This window comes from Mergibacter septicus, assembly GCF_003265225.1.
In the GTDB taxonomy this organism is placed as follows: domain Bacteria; phylum Pseudomonadota; class Gammaproteobacteria; order Enterobacterales; family Pasteurellaceae; genus Mergibacter; species Mergibacter septicus.
The window spans coordinates 1459343-1482836 of the sequence record NZ_CP022013.1 but is presented as its reverse complement, the minus strand read 5'-3'; the positions used below and the strand labels follow the sequence as shown (position 1 = coordinate 1482836).

Here is a 23494-nt window from a genome sequence, read left to right as displayed (position 1 = left end):
ACTTAATTTTCTGAAGGTGTTTTTGTTTGTTTAAGATCTTTAATTGCCATACCTTTGAGTAATTTTCTGATCCAATTACGGTTAGGGCTTAATGTATGCAAAATATCTTTCCCTAAAGGTAACGGGTGATTGAAAATTAAAGAGGCTAGCGTTTCTCCAAGCAAAGGTGCAGAGGTTAAACCACGAGAGCCTAAGCCACCGATTAAGAATAAATTTGGAAAAGATTTTGCAATCGGAACCGTTTGACGTCGCCGCCGTAAATTATAGAGATTATGGTAATCAAGGTATTGTTGTTCAATATCAGCAACATTACCTATTAATGGCGCCCTATCTCGGGCACTGCTACGCACCCCCATTCTTGCAAGATTTGCACTGGTATCCACCTCTTTAACCCACTGGATCGTACTATCAGGGTTAAGATTTTGTTGGATTTTTTGTTGATTTTGCTGTTGTTCAAGAGGTGAAAAATCCGTATCACTATTATCTCGTATATGACTTGCGCCAATACAATGCGATTGTTTAGCCAGATCAACGGGTGTGAGGTAACCATCATAACAGAGTACCGTGCGTAATTGACTTAATTGAGGGGTTGTTGGAATTTGACTGACTTGCCCTCGTACGGGATAAAGCGGTAAATTTTCAGTTTGTTTAAACTGGGTTAATAAATGCCCATTGGCAAGAATAACACAACGATGAGAATAGGTATTTTGTTGTTGATCTCGTAGCAGCCAATCTTCCTCTTGTTGTTGCAATTCAACGATCTGGGTTTCAGTTTTGAGGATTAGCCCCTGTTTTTGTAATGCAGTAAAGAAATTTTGTACTAATTGACGTGGATTAATCCAAGCCCCATTGGGAATGAATCCGCCATCACAAGCTAATGGCAAGCCAGCTAGTTTACTCAGTTGTTGTGCCGAATAACGGGCAAAAATAGTGGGTGGTAAGCCTAATGCTGCGATTTTATCTAATTTTTGCTGTGCTTTGAGGTTATAACCACATAGCGTTACACCACACCATTGGTGTTCAAACTCAACCCCTTGTTGTGCTAGTTGACGGTAGTAATGTTGTCCAAAAATAAACGCCTGAGCATAAAATTGACAAATGTGTAAATCATCATCACTAAGTTGAGGATAAAAAGCCCCTTGCTTATTTCCTGACGCATTTAATGCGGTTTCAGCATCTTTACAATAGAGTGTTACTTTAGCCCCTCGTTGTAAGAGTGATGCAGCGGTACAAAGTGAAGCAATACCACCACCAATAATGGCAATATCCGCAGGAGAGTGAGAAAAATTAGCAGGTTGTGCCAAATACCAAGGTGCAGTATAGGTGGTATCTGAGTTGTTTTTCTGTTGATCTTTGTAACCGTGTAAGCATTCTCGTTTTTTACCATAGCCTTTACGTTTCTTCACTTCAAAGCCAGCTTGTAATAATCCTTTCCGAACACTAGATGCAGCGGTGAAAGTCGCAAATGTACCATCAGGGCGAGTATAACGATACATTTGCTGATATAAACTTTCCTGCCACATTGCTGGATTTTTGCTAGGTGCAAAACCATCAAGCAACCAAGCATCAATTTTATTGTGCATATAATCCCCAAGTTGAGGGAGATTTTCTTGTATATCACCAAACCAAAGATCTAAATAAAGGTGATCAAAGATAACACGTTGACAACCTGAAATAGGTTGGTCGAGCTGTTGAACTAATTTTTCTGAGAGAGCTGAAAATTGCGGATATGCTTGGTGGGCTTTTGCTAAATCTTCAGGTGTTAAAGGGTATTTTTCAAAACTAATAAAAAAAAGCTGTTGTAAGGTCGCATTGGGATAATGTTGGCGAAAACGCTTAAACTGTTCTGCTATCAAAAGAAAGTTAAGCCCTGTTCCAAAGCCAGTTTCAGCAATCACAAAATGCGATTTCTGGCATTGTTGCCAGCGTTGCCATAAATCATTACCTACAAAAAAAACATAATAACTTTCTTCTAAACCATTTTGCTGACAAAAATAAACATCATCAAAAAGGGTTGAAATTGGGGTGTTTTTTTCATTAAACGTCAGGTTTGCAGGTTTAATTACGGTTAAACTTTTCTTTTTCATTGTGTTACTTATGTGGTCTGATCTGTATATCGCTACTTTATTGAGGATTTTTATCATATTATAATGTAGGGCGAGTTTTATTGATATTGCTCATAACCCGAATTCTAAACTACATAATAAGGATTGAGTATGAAAAGAGCGGTTATTACTGGATTAGGTGTTATTTCCAGTATTGGTAACAATAAAGAAGAAGTATTAGCAGCGTTGGCTGAAGGGAAGTCAGGGATTGAATACGTACCAGAATTTGCAGAAGTGGGTTTAAGATCACAAGTAGCTGGAACATTAAAAATTAATCCAGCTGAACATATTGAACGCAAAATTTATCGTTTTATGGGAGATGCTGCTGCCTATGCTTATCTTTCAATGCGTGAAGCAATTGAAGATGCAGGATTAACCGAAGAGATGGTTTCAAATGAGCGTACTGGCTTAGTAATCGGAGCAGGGACAGGTTCTGCACATAATCAGATTGTTGCTTGCGATGCAATGCGTGGTCCACGTGGTGTGAAGGCGATTGGTCCTTATGCTGTAACGAAAACAATGGCATCAAGTGTTTCTGCTTGTCTTGCAACACCGTATAAAATTAAAGGGGTAAACTATAGCTTAAGTTCTGCCTGTGCAACTTCAGCACATTGTATTGGGCATGCTTGGGAATTAATTCAATTAGGTAAACAAGATATTGTTTTTGCTGGGGGAGCAGAGGAGCTTTCTTGGGAATGTACTTGTGAATTTGATGCAATGGGAGCAGTATCCACCAAATATAATGATACGCCAACTAAAGCATCTCGAGCTTATGATGCCGCTCGTGATGGCTTTGTTATCGCTGGTGGTGGCGGTGTCGTTGTTGTTGAAGAGTTAGAACACGCATTAGCACGTGGTGCCAAAATTTATGCTGAGATTGTTGGCTATGGTGCAACGTCTGATGGTTATGATATGGTGGCACCAAGTGGTGAAGGGGCTATTCGTTGTATGCAACAAGCATTAAAAGATGTTGATACCCCAGTGGATTATCTAAATGTTCACGGTACTTCAACACCAGTTGGTGATGTAAAAGAGTTAAGTGCAATTAAAACTGTTTTTGGCGATAAAATGCCAGCAATTTCTTCGACTAAATCAATGACTGGGCATTCACTTGGTGCAGCAGGGGTGCATGAAGCCATTTATACTTTAATTATGTTAGATAATGATTTTATTGCGCCAAGTATCAATATTGAAACCCTTGACGAGCAGGCGGAAGGTTGCAACATTATCACTGAAACACGTCACAAAGCAGGCTTACAGACAGTAATGTCAAATAGTTTCGGCTTTGGTGGTACTAATGCAACATTAGTATTTAAGCGATATCAGGGCTAATTAATTTGATTCATTAAAAAACGTACAGCTTTGTCTGTACGTTTTTTTATTTGATTAAAAGCTTAACCTAATTTGGCTAAGCTTTGGTAATAATGAATAGACTACTTAGTTGGGGTAACTTCGGTTACAAAACCAATTTTACTAATACCAACTTGGCGTGCGAGATCTAATAAGCCTGCTACAAACTGATAATTAGTTTTTTGATCAGCACGAATAGCAATTACACTTTCTTTTTGTTGTTGATAAAGTCGTTGTAATTCTTGTTTTAATTCATCTAAATGATAAGGTTGATCGGCAATATAATATTTGCCATCAGCATCAATAATCACCCGAATGATATTAGGGGATTTCACGTTTTCACTGACGGTTGTTGATTGTGGCAGTTGAATTTGAATTGATGAAGTAAAAACAGGCATTGCGATCATAAATACAATTAACAATACCAGCATAACATCGACCAATGGCGTTACATTCATATCCGCCATTTCATTATCATTTTGATTAAAATTACCAAATGCCATTGTTTTTCCTTATTTTATTTGGTGTAAAAAGAGTCGATATAAATTGTGTGCAAAACTATCTAATTTTCGTCCTAAAACCCGATTACTGCGGTTTAAAGCGTTATAGGCTAATACTGCAGGAATCGCAACAAAAAGCCCAAATGCGGTTGCAATCAATGCTTCTCCAATCGGGCCTGAAATTGTTGCAATATTCACACTTCCCATCACTGAAATATTAATTAAAGCGTGATAAATTCCCCATACTGTACCAAATAAGCCAACAAATGGTGCGGTCGCACCGACTGAGGCTAATACGGTTAATCCTCCATCTTGGGCATTTATCGTATTGTCTAAACCGTGGCGAATATTACTCATTAAATAATCTGCATAATTAAGATCTTCTTTATTTGAACTATTTAATAATTCTTCTCGGCTATTAATGGCTAAAGTTAAGAGCGTTTTTATCGGCGATTTTCCGTTCATCAGTGCTAATCTTTCTTTAAAAGAGAGTTCTTGTTGGTTAAAGAAAATCGCTAAATGCCGTTTTATTTGTACACGCACTTGAATCGCATAAAAAGTGCGATAGAGCAGAATAGTCCAACTGACTATACTCATAGTTAACATTAATAAAAATGTTCCTTGCAAAACAAGATCACCGTGTCCAAAGAGTAAATCAAGTACATCAGGTGGAGTATTGTTTTCAGCACCTGTTATAGGGGGAGAGGCTAAAGCAGGATCTGGCGTAATTGCTGTTTCAGCAATATTAGTTTCTGGTATAACTTGCTGAGTAGCGATATCTGAAAGTGTATTTTGGCTTTGTTGTGTATTTTCATTCATAACTACTTACCTATCTGTTAATGAAAATTGGATATTAAAAACATAACTAGATTGTACAGGTTTACCTAGTCTAGTCGCTGGAATAAATTGATATTTTTCGGTTACCACTTTGAGGGCGGCTTGATCTAAACGGCGGTATCCACTCGAATGGACGATTTCAACTTTTGATGGACGTCCATTAGGTTCAACGATAGCACGCAAAGTAACAGTACCTTCTTCCTCTTTTTCAATCGAAACTGCTGGATAAGGTGGTTTTGGGTTGTGTAGGTAACTACCACGGTGTGAAGCAGAGGTTTCACTCGCAACACCTTCCCCTTGTTTACCCCGAGCTAAGCGAGAATTACCACTCTCACCTTTCACCGTTTGGTTACTATTTCCCTCTTGTGGTTTTTGTTGAGAAGGTTTTACCTCCTTCTTAGGTTTTGTTTTTACTGTTTTTTCAGGCTGACGAGGTGTTTTGGTTATCTTTTGTGGCTCCTCTTTTTTGTTTTCAATTTTTTGTGGTTTTGTTACAGCTTGAACAGGCTCAATAGGTTTTTCAACCACCTGTTCGGTGGTATTTTCTATTGAGGGTTCAACTAAATCCGCTTGTTCTGGTTCAGTTGCGGTAACAGAAAAAGTTTCTTTCGGTGGTTCAGGCGGTTGTTGACTCACTTCTGGGACGAAATCTTCAATCGCAACAATCTCTAGTAATTCATTGACTGAAGCCCCTTCAGTTGAATCCGAGGTTGACATTGAAGCAATTTGCAGTTGTGGGGTACGTGTACTTAAGATGGCATAGATAGCCAAACTATGTAGTGCAATGACTACACAAAATAGAGTTATCGCTAACCAACCATTTTTTTCTGAATTCAGATCATTCACAATTCACGCCTCATCTAAAATGTACGTTCAAAAGTTAGAAAGAGTTCTTTTTTACTAAAACGATGTAACGCACTGTTACTATTGTGGCGGAGATAACGCAAGGTTAATTTAGGACGAATACCATAAATTGCTACTTTCTGGTGATGGAAAGTGGTGGTGACTCCCCACTCCTGATCTCGGCGTTTCTGATTTCCTGTTAAGAGAGTAGCACCTTGATAATTTGTTTTTAAATAGTTTAATCCCAGCCGTGACGCTAACCCATTGTGCCATTGTTGATACCAATTAACGATTAATCCCCACTCTCGATAACTATCATCAAGATCTCTGGTACCATATTTACGACTAAAATCTTGGCCAAAACTAATCGTCTGATTTGGGGTTAAGCGGTAATTTTCTCTTAAACTAAAGCTTTGCTTATGCCCATTGAGAAAAGAGGAGGTTAAGTACCTTTCTGTTTCATAGCCTAAGCCTGCATAGGTAGAAAATTGAGGTTGCCATTGTTGTAACCAACCTAAGCGTAAGCCACTGGTATTACTATAAAGTTTGTTGCCATACCAACGTTTTAGTGCAAAAGGTTGTAAGAGAAAATCTTGAGTTTGATTTTCTAGCCCAATTCCAAAACTAAGATTAGCTTTAGTATCGTTATAGGCTTTTTCTTTCAGATAGTATTTACCGAATAACTCAAAAGCAGGTTGAAAATAGACCCCTTTATTAGCAACCAGTTTTTTTTCTAACCCAAATTGATAGAAAATCCCTGTATCACTCACTTTTTCTGGAAAAGTAAAACCACCTGAGTAACGTTCATCTGGAGCGTTATTAATATTGCGATCATAGCTCCAATTTAGATTAGCTCGAAAACGCCAAGCTTGTTGCCCATCAATCGCCGCTAAAAATTGGTTAATTTCTTGTTGAATAGAAGGCGGTGGATCTTGTTGCAATAATTGCTCAAATAACTGTTTTGCTTGATAAAAATGGTTATTCTCAAAAGTAGCAACCGCATAATAAAAGCGTGCAGTTTGTGCTTGAGGATATTTTTGTAATATCTTAGCAAATTCAGCCGCACTTTCACTGGCTTTATTTTGCCCTAAAAATAATAGTCCTTGTGCATAGGCAATCAATTCAGGGTTGGCGATGGGACTTTGTCGATATAACGGTAATATTTTTTCAATCCCAGCTAAATAACGTTGTCGAATAACTGCAATCATCGCTTGGCGTAAAAGTGCTGGATCATTGCTTAATGTTTGGCTATCAAGCGTTAAGGTTTTGCTTTCACGATCAAAAGCTAAATTAGGTTTTTTAATTTGCTTATCAGACGACCAAATAGGTGTCGTTAAATAATTATTTGGTGGAGGTAAAGGCGTTAAGTTGCCATTTGCTACCCCTGATTTGGCAATGAGAGTGAGTAAAATAATACTACAACTTTTTTTCATTATTGATACCTAAGGCAGGTTTAACAAACTTAACCTGCCTGTTTTGTGTTAACTAAAATTTCACTTCTAAGTTGATAAGGAAGTTTCTACCCGGAGCAGCAAGTATGCTGTAATTATTGGTACTGATTCGTGCTTCAGGGCTAAAACTTGTTTGGCGGGCGGATTCCCAAGTGATATAGCGATAGTTAAACAGGTTATATACACCAGCACGTACCGTTATGTTTTTGTTATAGCGATAATAGCCAGTTAAATCGGTGGTGAACCAGCTACGGGTACGGATATTCGCAAAGCGAGCCCCTTCTGCTTCATAGCCACCTGTTCGTGTATAACTGATTAATTCTTTTGGATCTTTACCTTTTGAATAAGTATGAATAATGTTGAAACCATACTTTTCATCGCTACTGTTATAACTTAATACCTGAACCACTTTTAGTGGAGAAATCGCATCAAAAGGATAAGTCTTGAAGGAACTAAACTCTGCACTTGGTAAGTACAGTTTTTTTAATTTATTCACACCGACATTAATAGAATATTCTAAGCCCTCAGGTAATTTATTCCACAATGAATAGGCATCAAGTGATAATTTTGCATCAATACCGTGTGTTTTAAAATTATGGATATTATAAAACGCATAATGATCCCCTACACGATCTGCCGCTGGTTTTGCTGCCCAATCAATTAAGTTTTTATAATCGGTATTAAAATAGCTTACAGATAACTTAAACGCAGGGGCAATATAATTGAAACCAATCTCCTGATTAAAGGATTGTTCTGCTTTCAATTTGCCTTGTTCAAAACCTTTTACCGTTTCATCAGTGTTAAAGAATGGTCCAATCTGCTCAATAATACTTGGAACACGGAAGCCAGAACTTAGGCGATAGTTAATTGAAAAAGATCGTATCGGTTTAATTGCAATCCCAATATCATAGGAATAATTATTATAAGAAGAATTAATATTATGATTACCTCTTAATTTTTGTTGTTCCGTTGGATTGGCAAAGAAACGAGTACTATCAAATCGACCCGCTAAACTTAAGCGTAAGTATTGGTTAAAATCAAACTTATCACTTAAGCCAACAAAGTAATTTTTACTTTTCAGCTTCCCAGTCGAATAGAATTCATTTTGATTTTTATAGCAGTAATGAGCCTTGCCAAATTTTTCCGAGTCTATAGGTGTAGTATAGGTACATTCATTTGGTTTTGGTTGGCTGCTTTCAACTTTATTTAATGAGTAATGCGAATTATCGTCAACCATATAAGTTGAGTAAATCGTACCACCAAAAAATGACACATTATGATTGCGATTCATAATTTGCATTTTTTTATTTGTGTAGAAATCAATTTTTATATCATTTTCTGATAGTAAGGCGTCATCAACCGACTTCCGTTGACCGTAGATATTGACATCATTTACAACTGAACAATTTGAATTAACATTAGGGAATGTCGCACAGTTTAATCTTGCAACATTACTTCTCAGTTTTAATTTACGGTAATCTAAATGTACGATTGCAGAATCAAGATAAGTATTATTGACTGGTGTAAATTTATATTCTAACCCTATCCGATTATTGGAATGTTTATCGGTATAAAATAAGGTTGGTGTATATTTAACAATCTGACTATCTGTAACTTGATCATCGAAGATTTTAGGGGTGTTTTGATCAGTATGGTAGTTTGGCAAGCTCATTTCACGAATGAAATAACGTTGTTTACTATGATCAAGAATTAAACCAAGATAGTGTTCTGGGGTTAAATGGACGCCAAATTTACTGAGTAAGGCTTCACTATGATAGTCTAATGGATTAGGGATTTTTCTGGTTGAACCACTAACTTCATTCGCTTTGAAATAGCTTTCTAAAATATTACCTGTACCATTTGGATCATAATATCGAACTAAATTGCCCGTATCATATAAATCCCCGTGTGCTTTAATTTCATGCCCATCACGAATGGTATATTGAATAAACCCTTCAAATTTTCCTTCTCTGCCAGCTAAAGCAAAGGAAGATACTTTACGTAAATCTTTTGAGGTATAGCCGAGTTTTACACGCCCAGCTAATTTATCTGTATCATTTGAGAAGAAATCAGCGGTATCTTTTGTTGTCATACTGACAGAACCACCTAACGCACCACTTCCTGTTTCTGTTGAGGCAGAACCTTTACGAATATCCACCAATTTTAAGTTTTCGTATTCAACTTCGCCGATAGATGAACTTTGGGTTGAGGCAGAATGTAGATATTTACGATCGTAACGGCGTAAAATAGGGGCAGAAGAAAACCCGTCAACTGTAATTCCAACCCTTTCTTTATCTACCCCACGCATTGAAAAGCCACGAGAGGTGCCTCGTCCACCAGATTCATTGACACCAATGGTTGGATCATAACGGGTTAAATCACGGATATTTTCTACTTGATCGGCTTGTAGTTTTTCTGCTGTTTTTTTCAATTCAGCTAAACCTGTTACGTCATAATTCAGAGGTTGAGTTTTTTTTGAACCGAAAACTTGAATGGTATTTAAGGGCGTTTCTTGATTTTTTTCGCTATCTTCTGCCATTGCTGGTAGTGCCAATCCAAGTAAAGAAAACGTTATGATGTTTAATAAAAAACGAGAATGAAAAGTATGCTTATACATAGTCAAAATTCCTTTAATGATAAAATTTACTTAGATTGGGTTTCAATTTGTTTTGCCCCAAAGACACCGCCAGCTTTTTTATCTTCAGAATAAAAATGCCCACCTAATTCATTTGCATTTTTGCCGTAAAAATGCCCTTCAACTTTGATATCATTTACTGTAATTTTTGTATCATTTAGGCTATCTTTTGATGTATCTGTAGCAACTTCAAGTTTTGAATTATTGGCAGTGAAAGAATTACCAGAAATTGTTGCTGTAAAATTTAAGGAACCATCGCCTGTTTGATTTTTATTAAACAGTTTTCCTTCTAATTGTTTCTCTTGCCATTTAGCCGTAAATTTTGCATCTAATGCTTCACCACTAAATACACCTTTATCACTGCTAGCATAACCATACCAACGCCCATCGTACTTACTGGTACCTGTTGTAGGAACTTCTGAGGTAGGGGTTAAGACACCTTGAACAAAATAACCACCAACTTTATTATCTTCGTTACTAGTATTAGAACCATTTTGAGCTTGTTTGGTGTAACCATATTTGCCGAATTTAACTGATTGAGTGGTTAAACCATTTTCTTCGCCTTCTTTTGCAGAACAACAAGCTTTGTTTAAGTCAGAATTTTTGGTGAGGTCGATTAACATACCGTCAACTTGTAATTTTTCGATATCGCCTGAGTAGTTAACTTTTTGATATTTCCCTAATTGATAATTAGGTGATTTAGAATTAGAAGCAGAGGAACTATCCATTGAGGCTGGTTGGGTGCTGGCGGCGGAGTTAGAAGGAACGGCAGTAAAGGTCATCACCCCAGCTTGGAAGAGATCGCCATCAGTTTTAATGTCTGTTCCACCATTTTCTTTCTTCGCAGCGAAGACCCCAGCCCAAGCATTATCATTTGCAATCGCTTTTCCTGCTAATTCTGCTGCTCCTTTACCAAAGAATGAACCAGATACTGTGGCAGGAGATTTATATTTCTCTCGATTAAATTTATACTCATATTCACCTGTGGCATTTCCTGTAAAGCCATTGCCTTTTATATTAGCATTAATCTTGTAGTCAAAATTAAAATCTTCATCAGATCCTTTTAGCTCACCAGTGAGTTGTTTAGTAGAAAAATCAGCCTTGAAATCAGCAGTATAAATTGTTAAGTCTTGTCCATTTCCCCCCATAGTTTTTTCATAATCGTTAGTTGCTAATTGGGTTGCAAATGCCCAGTAACCTTTATAGGTGAGAGTTCCTGAAATAGGAACATCAGTGGTTTTATCTTTTCCTCGGTAGAAAATTGAGCTTATCCATGAATTATTAGATGTAGGATTTTTGATTCGTACAAAGCCGACTTTAGTGTTATCAAATGTAAAAAGTTTTAATCGTGCTTCTTCAAAGCTACTGTCAGCATAATATTTACCTACTAATTTTTGATTGTGTTTTATTTCAATAACACCATATTGTGTTTTTCCTTTCTCTGTTAAATAACCCCATTTACCATTTGTTGTACCTTCAGGTTTGATATTTATGTTAATTTTTTCTTCTTTAATTACTTTTTGATTATTTTCTTTAGCTGGGTAGCGAATAATTAATTGATCATAGTTTTCATCTATATGGATATGCTGTTCAGCTGGGTTTACTGTATATAATTCCCCCGTTTCACCTATCCTTAGCAAATTAATTGGAATCGGACTATTAAAGGTTGCACCCATTTCACTAAAATTTTGCGGATCAGGTTTTTCAGCTTGTTTATAGGTAACTTTTTTATCGGCTGGATTATTAATAACTTTTGTTGGTTCCACTTCTTCTACATCGAAACTACCGCCACCAGAAAGACAACCAGTTAAACTGGCTGATAATAGAATAGCTAAGTAATGCTTATGTAATTTCACGGAATTCTCCTTAAAACTCACACTAATTAGAATGGAGTAATTAAAAAAGGGTAATAAAAGAGTGGGTATTGTATTTTAAATTAAATTTGTTAGCAATAAGAATTATTATCATTCACAATAATATTGATGATTATTTAATCGTTTGCATTAGAAATTACTTTGCTGAAGTTATAGGCAAAACCGAATTAAAAATTCTTTTGTTCTCTAGGTTTCATCTATACAATAGCCGCTTTATTGCGAAAGTGATTCTGTTGTTTTGCGATAAATCAGGGATTTGAAGAGACAATTTTTATATTTATTTAGAGGATACCAACGTTGGAAATGATCCCACTCGACAATGAAACAGTTGCAACTGTTGAGACAACTTGTCAACCATCAGGAATAGTACCACCAGTGGATAGTTTAAAAGAGATAAGTAATATTCAATACTGGGGAATGCGTTATTACGATGTCGATGAGAATGGGGAAATTTATGTTTGCCCTAATCCAGAACAGCCACAGAATCGCATTTCGTTATCTGCACTGACCCAACAAATGCAGAAAAAACACGCTAAATTACCCGCTCTTTTTTGTTTTCCACAAATTGTTCAACACCGTTTATATTCGATTAATCACGCTTTTTCTAAAGCCAAAGAAGGTTTTGGCTATGATGGAGATTATTTTTTAGTTTATCCGATTAAAGTAAATCAGCATCGCCGTGTGATTGAGGCGTTAATTAATTCTGGTCAGCCATTAGGGTTAGAGGCTGGTTCAAAAGCGGAATTGATGGCGGTATTAGCTCATGCAGGGCTAACACAAACGGTGATAGTTTGTAATGGCTATAAAGACCGAGAATATATCCGTTTTGCTTTAATGGGCGAGAAACTGGGGCATAAAGTCTATTTGGTGATTGAAAAACTATCTGAAATTGAATTGGTTTTAGATGAAGCGGCTAAACTTGGGGTTACGCCACGTTTGGGCGTACGAGCTAGACTTGCTTCGCAAGGGTCAGGTAAATGGCAATCCTCGGGTGGTGAAAAATCAAAATTTGGGCTTTCCGCCTCACAAGTATTGGAGTTGATCGAGCGTTTACGCCAACATAATAGCCTTGATTGTTTGCAACTTCTTCATTTTCATTTGGGTTCACAGCTTGGCAATATTCGTGATGTTGCAACTGGGGTGCGTGAAAGTGCTAGATTTTATGTTGAGTTGCATCGCTTAGGCGTCAACATTCAATGCTTTGATGTTGGTGGTGGTTTAGGGGTTGATTACGATGGTAACCGTACCCAATCTGATTGCTCGGTTAATTATGGTTTAAATGAATATGCTGAAACGGTGGTTTGGGGTATTGGGCAAGTATGTCGAGAGTATGACTTACCTTATCCAACCATTATTACTGAATCTGGACGGGCGGTAACGGCTCATCACGCTGTGTTAATCTCGAATGTAATCGGGGTTGAACGCTGTTTACCAATTCGTTTATCTCCACCGAAAGAAGACGATCCGACCGTGTTACATAGTATGTGGGAAACTTGGACGGATATTCAGACCTCACGAGAAAAACGTTCCCTTCGTAGTTGGATTCACGAAAGTCAATTTGACTTAGCTGATGTCCATAATCAATACAATGTTGGCTTATTGAATTTAACCCAACGAGCGTGGGCAGAGCAGTTATATCTCAATATTTGCCATGAAGTCGGAGAATTATTTAGTGAGAAACACCGTTCTCACCGTAGTATTATTGATGAATTGCAAGAACGTTTTGCCGACAAATTATATGTTAATTTTTCTCTCTTTCAATCTTTACCCGATGCGTGGGGGATTGATCAACTGTTTCCTGTCTTTCCAATTACCCATCTGAATCAACCTGTGGCACGGCGAGCCGTCTTGCTAGATATTACCTGTGATTCTGATGGTGCGGTTGAACATTATATTGATGGTGATGGGATTGCAACAACGATGCCAATGCCAGATTATCCAGCGGATCAACCACCATTACTTGGCTTTTTTATGGTCGGGGCATATCAAGAGATTTTAGGCAATATGCACAATCTGTTTGGTGATACTACCACGATTGATATTGAGTTAGATGAAAACGGCCAAGTACAGATTTTAGATTATGACGAAGGGAATACGGTTGCAGATATGTTGCATTATGTTTATCTCGATCCTAATAAATTACTTGACCGCTATCGGGAACAGATTGAGCATTCCAATTTACCTGCTTCAGAGGCGATACATTTCTTAAAAGAGTTAGAAGCAGGCTTAAATGGCTATACTTATTTGGAAGAAGAATAACGCTGTTTGAAAAGGATTGATTATGTATAACACACTTAGACATCAAGAAGATATTTCATTAGTTGCAAATAATTTTGGTTTTTTACGTTTACCACTGCATTTTATGCCTCAAAACAGTGATGCTGATTGGGTAATAACAGGTGTCCCTTTTGATGCCTCTGTTTCAGGACGAGCAGGTACTCGCTTTGGTGCAGAAGCTATCCGCCGTGCTTCAGTCAATTTAGCTTGGGAACATTGCCGTTTTCCGTGGGATTTCGATGTTCGAGAAAAGCTAAAAATAGTCGATTGCGGTGATCTGGTTTATGCATATGGTGATAACCAAGACTTTGTCGAGAAATTAGAAGCCCATACTTTTGAATTATTACAACAAGGAAAGCGTTGTTTAACTTTAGGTGGTGATCATTTTATTACCTTGCCGTTATTGCGAGCCCACGCTAAGCATTTTGGTAAACTGGCGATGATCCATTTTGATGCCCATACAGATACTTATCAAAACGGAAGTTGTTTTGATCACGGCACAATGTTTTATCACGCACCAAAAGAAGGCTTAATCGATCCTGCACATTCAGTGCAAATAGGTATTCGGACTGAATATGATCGGGATCTAGATTTTACGGTTTTAGATGCACCTTTAGTCAATGAACAAAGCGTACAGGCAACAGTTGAACAAATTAAAGCAGTGGTTGGCAATGAATTACCGATCTATCTCACCTTTGATATTGATTGCCTCGATCCTGCCTATGCTCCCGGTACAGGCACACCAGTTTGTGGTGGGCTTAGCACCGATAAGGCATTAAAAATCTTACGAGGATTAAAAGATCTCAATATTGTCGGTATGGATTTAGTCGAGGTATCCCCCGCTTATGATAAAGCAGATATCACCGCTTTAGCAGGAGCAACGATTGCACTAGAAATGCTTTATCTGCAAGGTTCAAAACAGAAATAAGAAAGCCTGTGGAATATTTTTATTCCACAGTTTTTTTATTTTGTTCACTAGTCAGAAATGGTTGAATTGAATCTCTAAGATAGACTTCTGGAGTTAGAATAATATTTTCAGTTGGGGTATTTGGATTTTTAATCCGCTTAATCAATTGTTGTACCGCAAGTTTTGCTAAACGATTTTTAGATTGGTGAATAGTAGCAAGTGGTGGACTTAAATATTGAGCAATATCAATATTATCATAGCCAATAATAGAAAGATCTTTCCCGGCACTTAAACCTGCTTGCCATAAAGCTTGATATGCTCCCACAGCAATAGTATCTGAACTGGCAAATACTGCCGTTGGACGATTTTTTAGCGTGAGCAATTGTTGCATACCAGCTAAACCACCGTTGAAATTAAATTGTGATTGGATAATCCAATCAGGGTTGAGCGTAATTTTTGCTTCATCTAACGCTTTTTGGTAGCCAGTTAGGCGTTGTGTAGCAAGTGATTTTGTTAGACTACCTGTTATAATGGCGATTTGTCGATGTCCTTGTTCTAACAAGGTTTTAGTTGCTAAATAGCCCCCTAATTCAGAATTATCAAAGACTTTATCTGCATTTATATCTAATGGCCACCAGTCCATAACTACTTTGGGAATAGGCTCTAATGCAGGTAAATTATGACTAAGTTGCCAATCGGATTCAGTACACATTAGTAGCAAACCATCAATTTGTTTTTGGATTAATGTTTGCAGATTTTTATGTAAACGTTGGCTATCTCCGTCTGTATATGAAAGCAGTAAATTGTAGTTATGTTGATTGCAGTAGCGTTCTACACTGCGAATCACTTCAGCAAAAAAAGGGTTATTACTTGCGGTAACAAGCATACCTAAAGTGCGTGTTTCTCGTACCTTTAAACTGCGAGCAAGGGCAGAAGGAGTATAGTTGAGTTCGGCAACGATTTTAAGGACTTTTTCTCGAATTTCTTCGCTAACAAATCGACTGTTATTGATCACATGCGAAACGGTTGAAGTAGAAACTTTTGCTAGCCGAGCAATATCTTTCATCGTTGCCATTATGACTTCCTTAAGAATAAAAATTTTTCGCTAAATTTTAATCTTGTTGTGCTAAAAAAGCGAAAATTTCTTCTCGTTGCGGAATAGATGGCTGTGCTTGATGACGGGTAACAGAAATTGCAGCGGCGGCTTGAGCAAAGCGGATCGCTTTTTGCCAATCATCTTGTTCTAATAATTGGCTAAGTAAGGCACCATTAAAGGTATCGCCTGCGGCAGTGGTATCTTTAGCAATTACTTTGAAGCCATCAAATTGTTGTTGATAAATTTGCTCTCCTTGTTGTTGGCTGAAAAACACGCCTTTTGCACCTAAGGTGATGATAACTTGTGGAATACCTTGTTGGTGAAAAATATTTGCAGCTTGGCAGGTAGAGGTATAATCACAGACTTTGATTTGTGTCAGTAATTCTGTTTCTGTTTCATTTGGGGTAATTAAGTCAATTAAGCTAAGCAATTCAGGGGGGAGTTTTTGTGCTGGTGCTGGGTTGAGAGCAATTTTTGCCCCTGCTTTTTTCGCAATCTTGCTGGCGTGGATAAGGCTATTAAGTGGTGTTTCTAGTTGGATTAATAACCAGTCAGCTTGACAGAGTAGATCGGTGGCTTGTTCTACTTTTTTAGGTGTTAAATCACCATTTGCACCAGCGGAAATCACAATGCTATTTTCTCCACTTTGGCTGACTTGGATCATTGCAATGCCTGTAGTTTGGTTAGGTTCAACAAAGATATAAGAAGTATCTATCCCATCTTTAGTAAAGGCTTGACACATTTCTTGTCCAATAGGATCTTGTCCAATACAGCCGATAAAGTGAGGTTGAATTTGATTTTTATCTACAGATCTCGCCACTGCAACAGCTTGATTAGCACCTTTACCACCATAAGCAATACGATAATTTTCTCCGAATAAGGTTTCTCCTGCTCGGGGAAAATTTGGAACTTGGATAACATGATCTGCGTTGATACTACCTAAAACGACTAAATTTTTTTTTGTTTGATTAGTTATCACCATAATTTCACCATAACTTTTTGGTATAGATAAACTTGATTAGATTACTTGAAAGATAACAGGGGGATTTTCCCCCTGTTTTTGTTATTGAGTAATCACTTTGAGATCGACAGGAATTTTAGCAGGAACAGACTCTTTTTTAATGATTTTATCTGCAGTTTGAACACCTAATTCTCCAATTTTTTCAGGTTGTTGAGCAATAGTTGCAGCCATTTTACCGCTTTTAACGGCTTTAATTCCATTATCCGTTCCATCAAAACCAACTACTAATACTTTTTTGTTTGCGGCTTTGACTGCTCGTAATGCACCTAAAGCCATTTCATCGTTTTGTGCAAAAACAGCTTGAACATCTGGATGAGAGGTAAGTAAGTTTTCCATTACATTTAAACCTTTACTTCGGTCAAAATCAGCAGGTTGGCTAGCTAAAATATCAAAATGATGTGCTTTGGCTGCTTGAAGAAATCCTTCTCCTCGTTCTCTTGCAGCAGATGTCCCCGCAATGCCTTCAAGTTGAATAACTTTTGCACCATCGCCTAATTTCTCAGCGATATAGTCGCCAGCAGCTTTACCACCTGCAATGTTATCAGAGGCAATATGACTGACTACATAACCTTGTGATGCACCTCGATCTAAGGTGATAACAGGGATATTTTTTTGATTGGCTATTTTTACTGCGTTGCCTACGGCATCTGAATCAGTTGGATTGATCAACAGTATTTTAGCACCTCGCACACTAATATCTTCGACATTAGCTAATTCTTTGGTTGGATCATTTTGGGCATTGAGTACTAATAATTGATAACCTAACCGAGTTGCTTCTTTTTCTGCCCCTTCTTTTAAGGTAACAAAAAATGGATTGTCTAAAGTTGAAATCGCTAAGGCGATAGTTTCTTTTGCTTGAGCTACGCTTGCTATATTCAATGCAAGTAAAAGACTGGTTGCTAAATGAGAGAGTTTTTTCATTATTAGTTTCCTTCTAGGTTAAGATAAACGTTTTTGGTTGCCTAAATAGTGATCCGCTAAAACAGCAGTTAGAATTACCAAAGCTTTAGCAATCATTTGGTAATATGATGAAATATCTAATAAATTTAGTGCATTGTTAAGAAAACCAATGATTAATGCACCAATTAATGTTCCCATTACTCGTCCTTTACCTCCCATTAAACTTGTTCCACCTACGACAACAGCGGCGATAGCATCTAATTCATATGACATACCAGCAGTTGGTTGAGCAGAGGAAAGGCGAGAAGTAACGATTAAACCAGCTAAGGCAGAGAGTAAGCCACTAATTGCATATACGAAAATTTTGATTTTATTGACATTTATACCAGAAAGTGCAGTGGCTGCTTCGTTACCACCTAAGGCATAGATATAGCGTCCAATCGGGGTGTGTTTGAGGATATACCAAGCAATAGTAAATACCAGTGCCATTAGCCAAATTGGGGTTGGTATAGAGAAAAGATAACCTGAACCAATTTCAGCGAAAGTATCGGCACTATCTGAAAAACCAGTATTAATTGGGCGTCCATCGGTGTACACCAGAGTTATCCCTCTTAATAGGGTCATTGTAACTAACGTTGCAATAAAGGCCTGTACTTTTCCTTTTGCCACAATTAAACCACTGATACTCCCTAATAAAAGACCACAGAATAAGGTTGTTATTACCACAAGACTGATTGGAAGTTCTAAGCTAACTAGAGTGGCTGCAATTGCACCAGTGAGGGCTAGCACCGAACCAACTGAGAGATCAATCCCTGCGGTTAAAATAACAAAGGTCATTCCAACGGCGATAATTGCATTGACTGAGGTTTGTCTTAAGATATTTAAAAGGTTATCAAGGCTAAAAAAGTTAGGATTAATGACGGAAACAATAAAAATTAATATTAAGAGGGCAATTAATGAACGCTGTTCGATTAAGAATGTTTTTAATTGAAAGTGATTTGGCAAATGCTTTTTCATTGTTTCGTTCCTTAATTGTGATTATGGTTATTAATTGCAGCAGCAAGAAGTTGTTCTTGAGTTGCTTGGTTTCGCTCAAATTCAGCACTAATTTTTCCTTCTTGGATCACAATGATGCGATCGCTCATACCTAATACTTCAGGCATATCGGATGAGACTAGGATAATGCTCATACCCTCATCTTTAAATTTATTAATTAGGTGGTAAATTTCTTTTTTAGCACCAACATCTACGCCTCGTGTAGGTTCATCTAGTATGAGAATTGTAGGACGGGTCATTAAGCCTTTGGCAATGGCTACTTTTTGTTGATTACCGCCAGATAATAAACCAATGGCTTGTTCTCGGTGAGGCGTTTTAATGTTGAATAATAAGATAAAATCATCAACCGCCATTGTTTCTGCCGCTTGATTGATCTGTCCTAATCTTGAAAAATAATTGAGGGCGGTAAGTGACATATTCTCTTTTACTGACATACCAAGAATTAAACCATCACCTTTGCGATCTTCAGAAATATAAACGATGCCTGCGTTTAAGCCTTGTTGCGGAGTACGAATATCAATTTCTTTACCGTGTAAGTAAATATGCCCACTTTGTTTAGGATTAGCACCATATAGCAGTTTCATTAATTCTGTTCGTCCAGCACCCATTAAGCCTGAAATCCCTAGAATTTCACCCGCATAAAGTTTAAAACTCGCATTGTTTACGCCTGTTCCTGCTACGTTATCTACTTCCAGAATAAGTTTGCCACGTTGTTTGTCTAAATGAGGATATTGCTCATCTAATTTACGTCCAACCATCATTTCTATCAGTTGATCCTCAGTCAAATGACTGATGTTATTTTCAGCAATAAATTGACCATCACGGAGAACGGTAACATCATCGCAAATAGCAAAAATTTCTGGTAAACGATGGGAAATATAAACAATACCTTTTCCTTCTGCTTTTAATTCTCGAATGACGTTAAAAAGAGAGGCTGTTTCGGTATCGGTCAACGCATCTGTTGGTTCGTCCATAATGATGACTTGAGATTGAAAACTTAATGCTTTTGCTATCTCAACCATTTGCAATTCACCAATCGAGAGTTGGTTAGCGAGTGTTAAACTACTATGCTTTACACCGAGTTTCGCAAGCAGTTTATCCGCTTCTTGTTGCATTTTTTGCCAATCAATACCACCAAATTTATTCGTGAATTCTCGCCCTAAAAAAATATTTTCGGCAATGGTCAGATTACCTAAGAGATTGAGTTCTTGATGGATAATGCTGATACCTGCAAGTTGGGATTCTTTGGGATTATTAAATTTGACTGACTTACCTAAATAATAAATTTCCCCCGCATCTTGAGAATAAATTCCTGTTAGGACTTTCATTAAGGTGGATTTTCCTGCACCATTTTCCCCCATTAATGCCATTGCCCGCCCAGCATAGACGTTTAGTCCTGCTTGATTAAGTGCTTTAACTCCGGGAAAACTTTTCTCAATTCCTGAAAGTTGTAGCAGTGTTTGGAGATTTTCAGCCATTATAGTTACCTAAAGGTTATTAATTAAAAGGGGACACCTGAATATAAGATTACATTTGCATAAGGACTACATTCACCTGTGCGCACAATTCCTTGGCTTTGCCCAGTATGGAATTTAAAATCTGTGTGAGGTGTGTATTCAATGCTGATTTTATTGCCTTGCTGCTGTTCTAATTGTTTTAAAATGGTTAATAGGGTTGTATGAATAAGTGGATTATGTTGTTTAATTTCTTCAGCTAGTAAGGCTTTTTCTACAAATAGTTCGCTGATTATTGTTTTTAAGGTCGTTATAAAATCAGGAACGCCAGAGGTTAAAGCGAGATCGATAGAGGGGGTTTGTCGAGAAATTGGTAGACCAGCATCACAGATCACAAGGCTTTGAGTATGCCCTAAACTGGCAATAAGATTTGAAAGTGGGGCATTTAAAACTGCGGTTTTTTTCATTTTATTTACCTTAGTATTATTTAATACATCAGTTTTTAGGTATATCGAAACGTTTCGATAGGGATTTAATGTTAGTTTATGTAAGAAAATCTAAAAAACAATGTGCTTTTTTTTAAAGTGTGAAGTGGTTCAAGTTTTTAAATGATATTTTAGCGAGAGGGTATTGGCTTATTAGAGCTATTGAACTGAATTACAGTGTATAAAAAGATAAAGTGCAGTGGTTGCCACTGCACTTACTTTTTGTTATTCAAAGCTTAATGCTTGATCGTTATCACCTTCTTTTATGCGGTTTGGTAAGCCGATTTGATTGAGAAGGTTAATAAATGGTTTTGGATCGAGTTGTTCAACATTCACCATTTTTTCTACGTCCCAGATACCTTGTGCCACTAGTATTGCTGCAGCAACGGGTGGTACGCCAGCGGTATAGGAAATGCCTTGACTACCAACTTCTGCATAAGCTTCGGCATGATCTGCAACGTTGTAAATAAAGATTTCTTTTTCTTTGCCGTCTTTGATGCCTTTTGCTAGTGTGCCAATACAGGTTTTTCCTGTGTAATTTGGTGCAAGAGAGGACGGATCTGGCAATATGGCTTTCACCACTTTTAATGGGACAACTTCGAGTCCTTCGGCTGTTTTAACAGGTTGTTCAGAAAGTAGCCCTAGGTTTTTTAGTACGGTGAAAACGTTAATATAATGTTCGCCGAATCCCATCCAAAAGCGGATATTTGGTACATTGAGATGTTGGGATAGGGAATGAATTTCATCATGTCCTGTCATATAGGAAGTTTGTTTTCCTACAATAGGTAGATCATCTGTTCGTTTAATTTCAAACATTTTATTGCTTACCCATTGGCGGTTTTGCCAGCTCCATACTTGGCCTGTAAATTCACGGAAGTTAATTTCAGGATCGAAGTTAGTGGCAAAATAGTGATGGTGATTGCCCGCATTGATATCGATGATATCTAGGCTATCCGTTTGATCTAGATAGTCGTTAACGAGTAATGCAGCATAGGCATTGACGACACCGGGATCAAAGCCTACACCTAAAATGGCGGTAATTTTATTTTTTTCGCAGGCTTCACGGCGTTGCCATTCGTAATTATTGTACCAAGGTGGGGTTTCACAAATTTTATGCGGTTCTTCGTGAATTGCCGTATCCAAATAAGCTGCTCCAGTTTCAATACAAGCTTGTAGTACGGTCATATTAACGAATGCTGAAGCAACATTAATCACAATTTGTGAGTTTGTGTGTTGAATCAGTTGTTTGATCTCATCAAGATTGAGTGCATTTAATGCGTAGCAATCAATTTTGGCAGGAAGTTTAAAGGCTTTTTTTTCAATCACACTTTGTGCGATAGCTTGACATTTTTCTAGGCTACGAGATGCAATAGCAATAGAACCGAGAATATCATTGTGTTGGGCACATTTGTGAGCAACTACTTGTGCTACACCACCAGCACCAATAATTAAGATGTTTTTTTTCATTTTTGCATAGTCCTCCTTAATGTCAAATTATGGTAGTACTTTGTCTATCATAATTGGCATAGTCGATATGTTTTGTTACTTTAAAAACAGCTAGTACAAAACGAATTTGATTCGTTGCTTGACCTATTAAGATAGGCTGTCAACGTAATCGTTAAAATTGAATTGTTTGATTAATTTAATCTCACCATTCAATTCTTTGATTGCAATAGACGGCATATTGACGCCATTGAACCAATTCTTTTTCACCATTGTGTAGCCGCCTGCATCATTGAAAGATAAGCGATCGCCTACTTGTAGTGGTTTAGGAAAGTTGTATTCACCAAAAATATCACCAGCGAGGCAGGATTTACCGCAGATCATATATTGGTAATCGCCTTGATTTGGGGATAATTTTGCATTTTGGCGATAGATTAAGAGATCGAGCATATGGGCTTCGATTGAACTATCGACAATCGCAAGATTTTTTTTGTTATAAAGGGTATCTAATACCGTCACTTCTAGGCTAGTACTTAGTGTAATAGCGGCTTCACCCGGTTCTAAATAAACTTGTACTTGATAAGTTTCAGCAAATTGTTTTAAGCGATCTGCTAGTTGATCCAGTGGGTAGTTATCGGCGGTAAAATGGATTCCTCCTCCTAAACTAATCCAATCAACTTGAGCGAGAACTTCAGCGTATTGCTGTTCTATTTGAGTGAGGAGTTGATTAAAACGGTCAAAATCGGCATTTTCACAATTATTGTGGATCATAAAACCATTGATTAATGGCATAATTTGACGGATTTTATCCAGATCTGTTTCACCCAAACGGCTAAAGGGGCGGGCTGGATCGGCGAGATCAAAATCAGAACTACTGATTTGAGGGTTTAGACGTAAACCTCGTTGGATATTTTTCGCTTTCTCTGCATAGCGATTGAGTTGGCTTATTGAATTAAAAATAATTTTATCTGCTTGTTCAATCACTTCATCTATTTCAGCATCGCTATAAGCGACACTGTAAGCGTGGGTTTCACCACCAAACTTAGTTCTGCCTAATTTCACTTCATACAGCGAAGATGAGGTTGTGCCATCCATATATTCATGCATAAAATCAAACAAACTCCAAGTGGCAAAGCATTTTAAGGCTAATAAGGCTTTAGCACCTGAACGTTGGCGTAAATAGGCAATTTTTTGTAAGTTTTTTAATAGTTTGCTTTTATCAATCAAATAATAAGGGGTGGCTATTTGAGTCATTATGAA

The 23494-nt window shown here is 37.5% G+C and carries 18 protein-coding genes; 3 read left to right on the top strand and 15 right to left on the bottom strand.

Annotated elements, in window-relative coordinates:
- Positions 1-2: 2 nt before the first annotated feature.
- Positions 3-2087 (bottom strand): bifunctional tRNA (5-methylaminomethyl-2-thiouridine)(34)-methyltransferase MnmD/FAD-dependent 5-carboxymethylaminomethyl-2-thiouridine(34) oxidoreductase MnmC, encoded by a 2085-nt coding sequence (mnmC, locus tag CEP47_RS06975; RefSeq protein WP_265482629.1) that lies wholly within the window; start codon positions 2085-2087, stop codon positions 3-5.
- A gap of 129 nt (positions 2088-2216) precedes the next feature.
- On the opposite strand from mnmC, the gene fabB reads away from it, so the two are divergent.
- Entirely contained in the window at positions 2217-3437 is a 1221-nt protein-coding gene (gene fabB / locus CEP47_RS06970; RefSeq protein WP_265482628.1) for a beta-ketoacyl-ACP synthase I, read from the top strand.
- A gap of 101 nt (positions 3438-3538) precedes the next feature.
- Here fabB and CEP47_RS06965 read toward each other — a convergent pair whose 3' ends face one another.
- The 6 genes from CEP47_RS06965 to CEP47_RS06940 are packed head-to-tail and all read right to left on the bottom strand — an operon-like array spanning position 3539 to position 11577.
- Complete coding sequence (locus tag CEP47_RS06965) at positions 3539-3958, bottom strand: ExbD/TolR family protein (protein WP_265482627.1); 420 nt, start codon at positions 3956-3958, stop codon at positions 3539-3541.
- Positions 3959-3967: 9 nt separating this feature from the next.
- The gene (locus tag CEP47_RS08880) at positions 3968-4774 is read right to left on the bottom strand and encodes a MotA/TolQ/ExbB proton channel family protein (protein ID WP_322597384.1); all 807 of its coding nucleotides are present in this window, start codon (positions 4772-4774) and stop codon (positions 3968-3970) included.
- A gap of 6 nt (positions 4775-4780) precedes the next feature.
- Complete coding sequence (locus CEP47_RS06955; protein ID WP_265482626.1) at positions 4781-5638, bottom strand: energy transducer TonB; 858 nt, start codon at positions 5636-5638, stop codon at positions 4781-4783.
- Positions 5639-5652: 14 nt separating this feature from the next.
- Positions 5653-7068: a surface lipoprotein assembly modifier gene (locus CEP47_RS06950; RefSeq protein ID WP_265482625.1), complete on the bottom strand. Its 1416-nt coding sequence runs from the start codon at positions 7066-7068 to the stop codon at positions 5653-5655.
- 52 nt (positions 7069-7120) lie between these two features.
- Positions 7121-9703 carry a TonB-dependent hemoglobin/transferrin/lactoferrin family receptor gene (locus CEP47_RS06945; protein ID WP_265482624.1) on the bottom strand — a complete coding sequence of 861 codons (2583 nt, stop codon included), beginning with the start codon at positions 9701-9703 and terminating at the stop codon, positions 7121-7123.
- 26 nt (positions 9704-9729) lie between these two features.
- Positions 9730-11577: a transferrin-binding protein-like solute binding protein gene (locus CEP47_RS06940; RefSeq protein WP_265482623.1), complete on the bottom strand. Its 1848-nt coding sequence runs from the start codon at positions 11575-11577 to the stop codon at positions 9730-9732.
- Positions 11578-11898: 321 nt separating this feature from the next.
- Here CEP47_RS06940 and speA point away from each other — a divergent pair, with 321 nt between their 5' ends.
- On the top strand, positions 11899-13854 hold the full coding sequence (speA, locus tag CEP47_RS06935) for a biosynthetic arginine decarboxylase (protein WP_265482622.1): 1956 nt from the start codon (positions 11899-11901) through the stop codon (positions 13852-13854).
- 22 nt (positions 13855-13876) lie between these two features.
- Complete coding sequence (gene speB, locus CEP47_RS06930) at positions 13877-14800, top strand: agmatinase (RefSeq protein ID WP_261920312.1); 924 nt, start codon at positions 13877-13879, stop codon at positions 14798-14800.
- Positions 14801-14819: 19 nt separating this feature from the next.
- Here speB and CEP47_RS06925 read toward each other — a convergent pair whose 3' ends face one another.
- The 8 genes from CEP47_RS06925 to nspC form a co-directional block, all read right to left on the bottom strand.
- Positions 14820-15854, bottom strand: a complete 1035-nt coding sequence (locus CEP47_RS06925; RefSeq protein WP_265482621.1) for a substrate-binding domain-containing protein — start codon at positions 15852-15854, stop codon at positions 14820-14822.
- Positions 15855-15891: 37 nt separating this feature from the next.
- Entirely contained in the window at positions 15892-16857 is a 966-nt protein-coding gene (rbsK, locus tag CEP47_RS06920) for a ribokinase (RefSeq protein WP_265482620.1), read from the bottom strand.
- 81 nt (positions 16858-16938) lie between these two features.
- Entirely contained in the window at positions 16939-17817 is an 879-nt protein-coding gene (rbsB, locus tag CEP47_RS06915; protein WP_261920315.1) for a ribose ABC transporter substrate-binding protein RbsB, read from the bottom strand.
- Between the two features lie 18 nt (positions 17818-17835).
- Positions 17836-18813, bottom strand: a complete 978-nt coding sequence (rbsC, locus tag CEP47_RS06910) for a ribose ABC transporter permease (protein ID WP_265482619.1) — start codon at positions 18811-18813, stop codon at positions 17836-17838.
- 11 nt (positions 18814-18824) lie between these two features.
- Positions 18825-20330, bottom strand: a complete 1506-nt coding sequence (gene rbsA / locus CEP47_RS06905; protein WP_265482618.1) for a ribose ABC transporter ATP-binding protein RbsA — start codon at positions 20328-20330, stop codon at positions 18825-18827.
- A gap of 23 nt (positions 20331-20353) precedes the next feature.
- Positions 20354-20773: a D-ribose pyranase gene (rbsD, locus tag CEP47_RS06900; RefSeq protein ID WP_261920318.1), complete on the bottom strand. Its 420-nt coding sequence runs from the start codon at positions 20771-20773 to the stop codon at positions 20354-20356.
- A 243-nt stretch (positions 20774-21016) separates the two neighbouring features.
- Positions 21017-22258: a saccharopine dehydrogenase family protein gene (locus tag CEP47_RS06895; protein WP_265482617.1), complete on the bottom strand. Its 1242-nt coding sequence runs from the start codon at positions 22256-22258 to the stop codon at positions 21017-21019.
- 126 nt (positions 22259-22384) lie between these two features.
- On the bottom strand, positions 22385-23488 hold the full coding sequence (gene nspC / locus CEP47_RS06890; RefSeq protein WP_265482616.1) for a carboxynorspermidine decarboxylase: 1104 nt from the start codon (positions 23486-23488) through the stop codon (positions 22385-22387).
- Positions 23489-23494: the final 6 nt, after the last annotated feature.